Raw genomic sequence first — 8,078 nt, 5'->3', positions numbered from 1 at the left:
GGAGCCGGGTGCGTCAATTGCGCATGCCCGGATCTGAGGGGGGCCGGGTCGAGCAATCGCCCGGTCTACCCGACTAGACCATGCCGAGAGAGGCGACCCGTGTAGGCATTCCACGCCACGCCTTCCCTCGGCGAGGAAATCCCTTTCGCTGCAACGCACCAAACCGCAATCATCTTCTATACTCAGGATGAAAGCCGACCTTGACCCAAGATCCCGCCAGGCGCCTGAAGGAGACTGACCATGACCAAGCCCAAAGACACCACGGCCAACCCCGCCCTGGCAGCGGCCCAGCCGATGATGGAGTGGTGGCAGAAACAGTTCAGCCAGGGAGCCACGCCCATGGCGCGCATGCAGCTGGCCTGGATGCAGAGCATGGCCGATGCCATGCAGTTCGAGGCCGAGTTCCTAAAGGCACTCGCCGAGAGCGGCCAGAAGATATCCCAGTCCTTCGAAGGCGAGCCCCCTCACACTCCGGCCGAGATGCAGGAGCGCTACCAGCAGCTCATCAAGGAGGTGACCGACGCCCAGATGGAGCGGATGCAGAAGGCAGCGGAACTCTCTCATGACTTCCGCAAGCGTCTCTGGGAGGAGATCTGAGCCATCCTCGATGACACCCGGGAGCAGCGCCACGCGCGTCGCGCAGGGAGGAGAACGGCACGGCAGGGTCACCCCTGCCGTGCCGTTCGTTTGGTGGAGCTGATGGGGTGGCCATCGCCGCGAGGCGGGAGTTCAGCAGATCTCTTCCCAGAGGCGCTGACGGAACTCCTTGGGCAGCTGGGTCACCCTGTCGAGCCGCGCCTCCTGGGCATCGACCACCTCCCTCGCGGCGTCCTGACAGCAGCGGGCCAGGTCTGCCGGCTTCCGTAGCGCCCAGGGGTCGGCGAGACAGCTCGCGACCCTGCTGTTCGCCAGGGTGCAGACAGACAGGAACTCGACCTCCAACTGGGCCGCCTCGACCAGCGAGGCCATCCAGGCCTGGTGCAGCCGGATCATCGGATGGCTCGCATCCATCCAGTGCAGGCGCCACCAGTCGCATACCGGCAGCGAGGCCTCGATCAATGACACCGGCGACGGGCCGGTACCCACGGGCGATGCCGACGGTGACACCACCGGGTCGGGCATGGCCAGCTCTGGCACGATATTTCTAGCGGTTGACATGATGGTATCCCTCGAAAAGGGCGTTGTGGTGCAACCGAGAAGTGTAGTACCGGCACGCCACGCGCGGTCAGACGATTTTCGCACGTGGTTATCCTGTCGCGCCGTGCCCGGATTCCCCTGCGCGCAAGGCTCAGCCGAAACCGAAGAGGCGAGTGATCAGCGGCAACAGGAAGGCGGTGAGCAGGCCCGTCAGCCCCATGGCCAGGCCGGAAAAGGCACCGGCCACGGCGCCCAGTCGAGCGAAGGCGTGGGCGGTGCCGAAGCCATGGGCCGCCAGGCCGAGGGTGAACCCCTGCACCACCGGATCCGTGATGCGCAGCAAGCGGAAGATCCAGGGCCCAAGGGCGCAGCCGATCGAGCCGGTCAACAACACCAGGCCGGCGGCGAGTGACGGAATCCCGCCGATCTGTTCGGCAATGCCCATGGCGATCGGCGAGGTGACAGAGCGCGGCGCCAGGGACAGCAGCGTCTCGGTGCGAGCGCCGAGCAGCATGGCCAACCCCAGAGTGGAGGCCACCGCCGTGAAGATCCCCGCCCCGCAGGCCAGCAGCAGCGGCCACAGCAGGCGCCGGACCCGTTCGCGATGGTCATAGAGGGGGATCGCCAGGGCTACCGTGGCCGGCCCCAGCAGGAAGTGGATGAACTGGGCCCCCTCGAAGTAGGTGCGATAGTCCATGTCCACCAGCAGCAGCAGGGCGATCAGCATGACGATGGAGAGCGTGACCGGGTGCAGCAGCGGGGTACCCCCCACCGCGCGGTTGATCCGTACCGCCAGGGCGAAGACCAGCAGGGTCGCCAGCAGCGAGAGCAGCGGATTCCCCGAGAGGTAGACCCACAGCTGGTCGAGGGAGGCGATGTTCATGCCTTGCCCCCCGGTCGGCCGTTACGCCGGGCATGCCCATGCTGCAGGCGCTCCAGCACCCAGGCCGTCACCCCCAGGGTCACCGCCGTGGAAGCCACGAGGGTCACCACGATCGGCCAGAGATCGGCGGCGATGAGCTCGAAGTGCACCATCAACCCCACCCCGGCGGGCACGAACAGCAACGTCAGGTAGCGCAGCAGCCCCTCCCCGGTCAGGCGCAGGCTCGAGGGCACCTTGCCGCGGATCATCAAGGCCGCCAGCAGGATCACCATGCCGATCACCGGCCCCGGTATCGGCAGCGTGAGCCCCCGCGCCACCAGTTCGCCGGCAAACTGGCAGGCCAGCAGCATGCTCATTCCCATGATCAACGGCATCTCCGCCCTCTTCTCGGCAGCTCTTCTCGTGGCTGACAGTGTGACAGAAGCGGCGGGATCCGGGGCCTCGTCGAGACATCCGGCCAAGCAATTGATACGGAAGCGCAAAAGGGACTTTTCATTTGCCCCGCGACGCGCTAGTATACGCCTCGTTCTCGGGGACCAGGATCCACAGGCCGGGTATCCCGAAAACGGCATCGGAGCGTGGCGCAGCTTGGTAGCGCGTTGCAATGGGGTTGCAAAGGTCGCAGGTTCGAATCCTGTCGCTCCGACCAGAAACATCAGTAAAAACGGTCACTTAGCTCACAGAGCAGGTGACCGTTTTTCGTTGGCATCTGCCTTAGGTAGCAAATAGGTAGCAAACGTCGGAAACTCCCAGCAACGCTGAGCACGCTCACCTACCCGTCCAGTCAATCGCCCTCGCGATCCTCTCCCCGTCGCCAGGTCTACTTCTGCCCGCGAACACCTCACCCAAACTACTCACAAAACCGTAACGTCTCCACTGAACTCCCCTCCTCCTTGGTTGACTTGGGGTGCTAAGCCCCGCTGGTGACGCTGGCTCACCTCTTCCTGGACGGCCAGTTTCTAGATACACGTTCGGGGCGCCAGCAGGCCTTCAGCCTGCTCTTCGACATGAACCGGCTCTTCGAGCGCTACGCCGCCACCCGGCTGCACCGGTTTGCACGCCGCTACAGGCTCAAGCTGGTGGAACAAGGCCCGCGGAGACACCTGGGCCATGAGGAGAACGGACGCGGCCGTCTGCTGATGCTTCCGGATATCAGCCTGCTGGACGAGTCCCAGCAACCTGTGATCATCCTGGATACCAAGTGGAAACGCATCGAAGGGCCCGACCCGCTAGCGGCGCTATCCGCAGCGGATCTCTACCAGATGGCAGCCTATGCCAATGCCTATGACTGCGGCTCGGTGGCCCTGCTCTACCCCGAACAGGCGCATCTGCGGGCCGGGCAACGCCATACTATGACACTGGCAGTCCCGCAGGCACCCAAGTTGACCCTTAGCGCTGTCCCTCTAAATGGGCAGGGAATCCGCGAAGACCTGCTGCGTGAAAATAACAAGACAAAGAAAAATGGTCTTGTGGCAGATGGTTCGGCGATCAGTCCATTTCGATGAATTTCAGACATCAGACAGTCTGGCAACCCGCGATGGCCGGCGCCTCCTGGACAAGTGCTTCATCTTCAAGGGCCGCCACCATGAAGCGGGCGAAATCCACCCTGCGGGTGAGGTTGCTCGCGAGGATGGGATCACCGACATGCCGGCTCCACACCGGAAGGCCCTGGCTATCGCCTTCCTCGAGATCGCTTGCTCGGACTACGGTCCATCGGGTATCGCTTTCGAACACGCGCCGGCAGGCTTCCACCTGGTCATCCAGGTCCGCGAAACGGGTCAGGCGCGCCAGCCATCCGAAGACCTTCACGAAGGTCTTGAGCTTCCAGGAGTAGACGTCTTGACCATCTCGGGAGATGTGCCAGCCACAGGAAAAGACGAGGCGTGCTCCCGGCTTCGCGTGGTCGAGCACAGCCTCCGCCGTTCCCGTCGCATACTGCTTAGCGCCCCAGGGCACCAACACCGTGAGCACCCCATCGCACCCCTCGACGGCTTTCTCAATCACCTCCCGGTCGTTGGTCGCTCCCGGAACGATCGTGATGCGATCCTTGAGGGCCCCGAGCTTGCCAACGCTCTGCGGGCGGCACACGCCAACCACCTCGTAACCCCGATCAAGAGCGTGCTGCACCATGTACTGCCCCAGCTTCCCGGAAGCCCCTACGATGCACACCTTGTTCATCGTCATCCTCTCGCATTGTCCGGCGGTAGGCTCACGAGCGCGCCGTGCGCACGTATCAGAAAGTGCGGCCCATACCCTGTTCATGCCTACGGGTCCCCGCCAGCCTGCGCAAGTTCTCTCATCCCAACATACCGCCCGAAACGGCGACGCCCAGCAAATCACGTTCATCACCGCGGCAATGGCCAGGTCATAGAGTGCGCTCCAGTAGCAGGACCTGATCCGCGGCGCGCCGCCCACTGCCCGAGCCACACCGAGCCGAGCACGACCACAGCGCCGCCGGCCTGCAGCGGGCTCAACCTCTGATCCAGCAGCATCCAACCGAGCGCCACGGCGGTCACCGGGCTCATCATCCCGAGCATAGAGACTGCCGCCGGTTCGATGCGGGCGACGCCACGAAACCACAGGAAATAGGTCAGGGCGGCGCCGACCAAGCCGAGGTAGCCAAGGCCCACAAGATTGGTCGTTGTCATAGCGGGCAGTGCGGGTTCGCCGAACCAGGCCAGTGGCACCAGCAGCAGGCCGCCAGCAGTCAGCTGCCAGGCGGTGAAGGTCAACGGCGGTACCGGTGGTTGCCACTTGCGGCTGAGCACGGTACCGGCCGCCATCGATAGACCACCTCCGAGACCAGCTGCCAGGCCGAGCGGGTCAAGCTCAGCGGCGGGAGTGAGCACCAGCAGGGCGACCCCGACGGCACCGGCCATCGCTGCCAAGACTGAGAACGCCATGATCGGCGTCCCCAGCAGGCCGCGAGCCAGCAGCACCACCCACAGCGCCTGCAGCGAGCCAAGGGTGGCGGCCACGCCACCCGGTAGCCGATAAGCCGCCACGAACAACAATGTCCAGAAGATCGCGAAATTGAAGGCGCCGAGCAGCAGCACCCTGCCCCACCAGTCGCGCCCCGGCAGCTGGCGGACCAGCAACAGCAACAACAGGCCGGCAGGCAAGGCGCGGAGCACGGCCAGGGTGACCGGATAGCCCGTAGGCAAAAGCTCGCTGGTGACAATGTAGGTGCTGCCCCCACGGTGGGCGCCAGGGCAGTGAGCAGCAAGTCGGTCAAGCGGTTCATGGCGATGCCTCGCATCGGCAGGGGCACCGGGCTCGCCCGGCGCAGGAGATCAGGAGGTGAGCTCGTTGGCGACGAGCCGCAGGTTGTCGAGTAGCTGCGTGCGCAGGCTGTCTAAGGGACCATTGACCAGCCGTTGTCCCGTCTCGCGCACGATCACCGTGGGCACTACGCTGACCCGCAGCCGCCGGGCCAGTCGCTGATCGGCCTGGACGGCCTCGAGGGTCGCCGGGTCCTCCATCAGCCGCCAGAAAGCAGAGGTGCCAAACCCGGCTTCTTGGGCGATGGCCCTGAGCACCCTGGGGTCAGCAACGTTGCGGGCCTCACTGAGGTGCGCGGCCTGGATGGCATCGAACATCTGCCAGTGCCCTGCCTGGCCGGCCAGGGATTGTGCGGCCTGGCAGGCCAGTGCCCCGGGCAAGCCATGGGGATAGTCAAAGGGAGCCGAGCGCATGCCTTCGATGTTGAAACGCTGGGGTGCCTCACTGGCTTCCTGGCAGGCCGCCCAGTGGTCGAGGATCGTCGCCTTGGCCTGTGCCATCGAGCCGAAGACTTCCACCATGCGCGCGGGGCTGTTCTGCAGGACGAAGGTACGATGGCGGATGTGCAGCTCGAACTCCTCGGCCAGCCGGTGCAGCCGCGGCGACAGGCTGAAGCACCAGCCGCAAACGACATCGTGGAAGAAGTCGAGGTTGAGTGAGGGAGGCGAGAGAGACATCAGGCGCTCACCTCCTCGGTAGACTGTGAGACAAATGACGAGATGTCTCGGCCAGCGCCCAGGCGTGCAGCAATCTCAGCCACGTGGTGTCCTTGGAAGCGGGCGCCAGCCAATTCCGTATCGCTTGGCTGGCGCGAACCGTCCCCGCCGGCCACGGTGCCAGCGCCATAGGGTGAGCCGCCGACGATCTCGTCGTGTCGCATCTGGCCCGAGAAGGTGTAGGGCAGCCCGGCGATCAGCATGCCGAAATGCAGAAGGGGCACCTGGGTGGAGAGCACCGCCGCCTCATGGCCGCCATGCTGCGAGCCGGTGGAGGTAAAGACGGCACCCACCTTGCCGACCAGAGCATTGCGTGCCCATAGACCGCCGGCCTGATCGATGAACTGTTTCATCTGCGCGGCCATGTTGCCGAAGCGCGTCGGCGTGCCAAGGATGATGGCGTCGTAGTCGGGCAGGTCCTCGACCTTGGCCTCCGGGGTGTCGTCGGCGACATGGCCTGCCGCCTTGCGCACCGCCAACGGTGCCGTCTCGGGTACACGACGGATGTCGACTTTTACGCCAGGGACGCTGCGCGCGCCCTCGGCTTCTGCCTCGGCAAGGGCGCGGATATGGCCATAGCTTGAAGTAGTAGAGAACGAGAACACGGGTCATGGTGAGCCTCTCTGTTTCGGTGGGGTGACGAAACAGAGCATGAAGCAGCATGAATGCGAGAATAAGCGGGAAAGGGAAAAGACATTCTTTACTCATGGTAAAGAATATCAGGAGGCGCGGGCTTCGGTGTCGGGGGGTCAGCTCTCCAGCCGTTCCTTGAGATGGCCAAGGAAGGCCAGGGTCTTGGCATCGGTGCCCAGCCGCGAGGCGGTGACGGCATAGACCTGCCGGGTCGGCAGCTCGAACGCCGGGAGCACCCGCACCAGCTGGCCGGCTGCCTCGGCCCGATCGGAGATGAAGTCCGGTAGGGCACCGATGCCCCGACCGGCGATCAGCATATCCCGCAGCATTAGGCTGCTGCCGACCTCCAGGCGCGCGGGGCAAGCCACCGAAACCGCGCCGTCAGGACCATGCAGCGACCAGTGGCTTGCATCATCGGCCAGCAGGTAGCTCACCGCTTCGTGGGTGGCGAGTTCCTCCGGCATCTGCGGAGTGCCGTGGGCCGCCAGGTAGGCCGGGCTGGCGAACAGCCGCTGATGCACTGGCGCGATGCGGCGGGCGATCAGGCTCGAGTCCGGCAGGGTGGCGCGCACCCGGATCGACAGATCGAAGCCGCCCTCGACCATGTCGATCACACGGTCCTCGAGGGCCAGCGATACCTCAACCTCGGGGTAGCGCTCCATGAAACCGGGCAAAAGCGGCGAGAGCACCATCAGGCCGAAGGACTGGGGTGCATTGATACGCAGCCGCCCCCGCACGCGGTCGGTATGCTCGCGAACCCATTCCTCGACCTGCTCGACCTCCTCGAGCAGACGGCGACTTTCCTCGTAGTAGAGGCGGCCCTGCTCGGTCAGTGCCATCCGGCGGGTGGTACGGGTGAGCAAGATGCAGCCCAGGTGCTGCTCCAGGCGCTTGGTGTCGCGACTCAAAAGTCCCGGTGATACGCCGAGATCCTCCGCCGCCCTGGCGAAGCTGCCACGTTCCACGATGCGGCAGAAGGCCCTCATGACCGCCAATCTGTCCAAGGTATGACTCCGTGCATCCTGCGAGGAAGGGAAAGGCGACTTGCTACTCAAAGCAGGTGTGGCAGGCGGCTTCGGTCCAATGGTTACGCAAATCATGCGTCATGCCCGCCCCTGAGTCCTGGGTTCAGTGGGCTTGAAGGTGATGCTCTGCCGATGTCTCCCGCGCGAGCAGGACAACAGTCGTCATGGTTATACCAGTCATCTTTGGCCGGAAGCCAGTGAATGAGTACCGCTGGATGCAAGCAGAGGCCATCAAGAACGTGGTCCAACTGGCTGAGGTGTTTGTAAGCGAAGTCGGCTGATTCTCGGTAAGAGATTGGCTATATACAAGCTTCACTGCACCCTTCTGCTAGCCCGAAAATTGCACCAGACATGCAAAAAGCGGCTGAAAATCGGTTATAATTCAAGCTACTACACAAGAAT

General features: G+C 64.2%; 10 protein-coding genes and 1 tRNA gene. 3 read left to right on the top strand and 8 right to left on the bottom strand.

The window, feature by feature from the left end; translation table 11 throughout:
- Window positions 1–240: 240 nt before the first annotated feature.
- On the top strand, window positions 241–597 hold the full coding sequence (locus tag SCI24_RS19600) for a hypothetical protein (protein ID WP_318726978.1): 357 nt from the start codon (window positions 241–243) through the stop codon (window positions 595–597).
- Window positions 598–729: 132 nt separating this feature from the next.
- Here SCI24_RS19600 and SCI24_RS19595 read toward each other — a convergent pair whose 3' ends face one another.
- The 3 genes from SCI24_RS19595 to SCI24_RS19585 all read right to left on the bottom strand — a co-directional run bounded on the left by SCI24_RS19595 (window position 730) and on the right by SCI24_RS19585 (window position 2,394).
- Window positions 730–1,158, bottom strand: coding sequence for a hypothetical protein (locus SCI24_RS19595; protein WP_318726977.1), 429 nt, complete (start codon window positions 1,156–1,158; stop codon window positions 730–732).
- A 130-nt stretch (window positions 1,159–1,288) separates the two neighbouring features.
- Window positions 1,289–2,020, bottom strand: a complete 732-nt coding sequence (locus SCI24_RS19590) for an LrgB family protein (RefSeq protein WP_318726976.1) — start codon at window positions 2,018–2,020, stop codon at window positions 1,289–1,291.
- Window positions 2,017–2,394 carry a CidA/LrgA family protein gene (locus SCI24_RS19585; protein ID WP_318726975.1) on the bottom strand — a complete coding sequence of 126 codons (378 nt, stop codon included), beginning with the start codon at window positions 2,392–2,394 and terminating at the stop codon, window positions 2,017–2,019. Before SCI24_RS19585 ends, SCI24_RS19590 begins: the two co-directional genes overlap by 4 nt.
- A 198-nt stretch (window positions 2,395–2,592) precedes the next feature.
- Between SCI24_RS19585 and SCI24_RS19580 the strand changes: the two genes are divergently transcribed.
- A tRNA-Pro gene (locus SCI24_RS19580) sits at window positions 2,593–2,669 on the top strand.
- A 274-nt stretch (window positions 2,670–2,943) separates the two neighbouring features.
- On the top strand, window positions 2,944–3,525 hold the full coding sequence (locus SCI24_RS19575; protein ID WP_318726974.1) for a 5-methylcytosine restriction system specificity protein McrC: 582 nt from the start codon (window positions 2,944–2,946) through the stop codon (window positions 3,523–3,525).
- 10 nt (window positions 3,526–3,535) lie between these two features.
- Here the strand turns inward: SCI24_RS19575 and SCI24_RS19570 are convergent, their stop codons facing one another.
- The 5 genes from SCI24_RS19570 to SCI24_RS19550 all read right to left on the bottom strand — a co-directional run bounded on the left by SCI24_RS19570 (window position 3,536) and on the right by SCI24_RS19550 (window position 7,637).
- Window positions 3,536–4,204, bottom strand: a complete 669-nt coding sequence (locus SCI24_RS19570; RefSeq protein ID WP_318726973.1) for an NAD(P)-binding oxidoreductase — start codon at window positions 4,202–4,204, stop codon at window positions 3,536–3,538.
- A 161-nt stretch (window positions 4,205–4,365) separates the two neighbouring features.
- Complete coding sequence (locus SCI24_RS19565; RefSeq protein ID WP_318726972.1) at window positions 4,366–5,184, bottom strand: EamA family transporter; 819 nt, start codon at window positions 5,182–5,184, stop codon at window positions 4,366–4,368.
- A 129-nt stretch (window positions 5,185–5,313) separates the two neighbouring features.
- Window positions 5,314–5,979, bottom strand: coding sequence for a DsbA family protein (locus SCI24_RS19560; protein ID WP_318726971.1), 666 nt, complete (start codon window positions 5,977–5,979; stop codon window positions 5,314–5,316).
- On the bottom strand, window positions 5,979–6,623 hold the full coding sequence (wrbA, locus tag SCI24_RS19555) for an NAD(P)H:quinone oxidoreductase (protein ID WP_318726970.1): 645 nt from the start codon (window positions 6,621–6,623) through the stop codon (window positions 5,979–5,981). The genes SCI24_RS19560 and wrbA overlap by 1 nt, the downstream gene beginning before the upstream one ends.
- 144 nt (window positions 6,624–6,767) lie before the next feature.
- On the bottom strand, window positions 6,768–7,637 hold the full coding sequence (locus SCI24_RS19550) for a LysR family transcriptional regulator (protein WP_318726969.1): 870 nt from the start codon (window positions 7,635–7,637) through the stop codon (window positions 6,768–6,770).
- Window positions 7,638–8,078: the final 441 nt, after the last annotated feature.

This window comes from Halomonas sp. (assembly GCF_033549285.1).
In the GTDB taxonomy this organism is placed as follows: Bacteria; Pseudomonadota; Gammaproteobacteria; order Pseudomonadales; family Halomonadaceae; genus Halomonas.
Note: the sequence above shows the minus strand (reverse complement) of the source record. Positions and strands in the feature narration are given on the sequence as shown.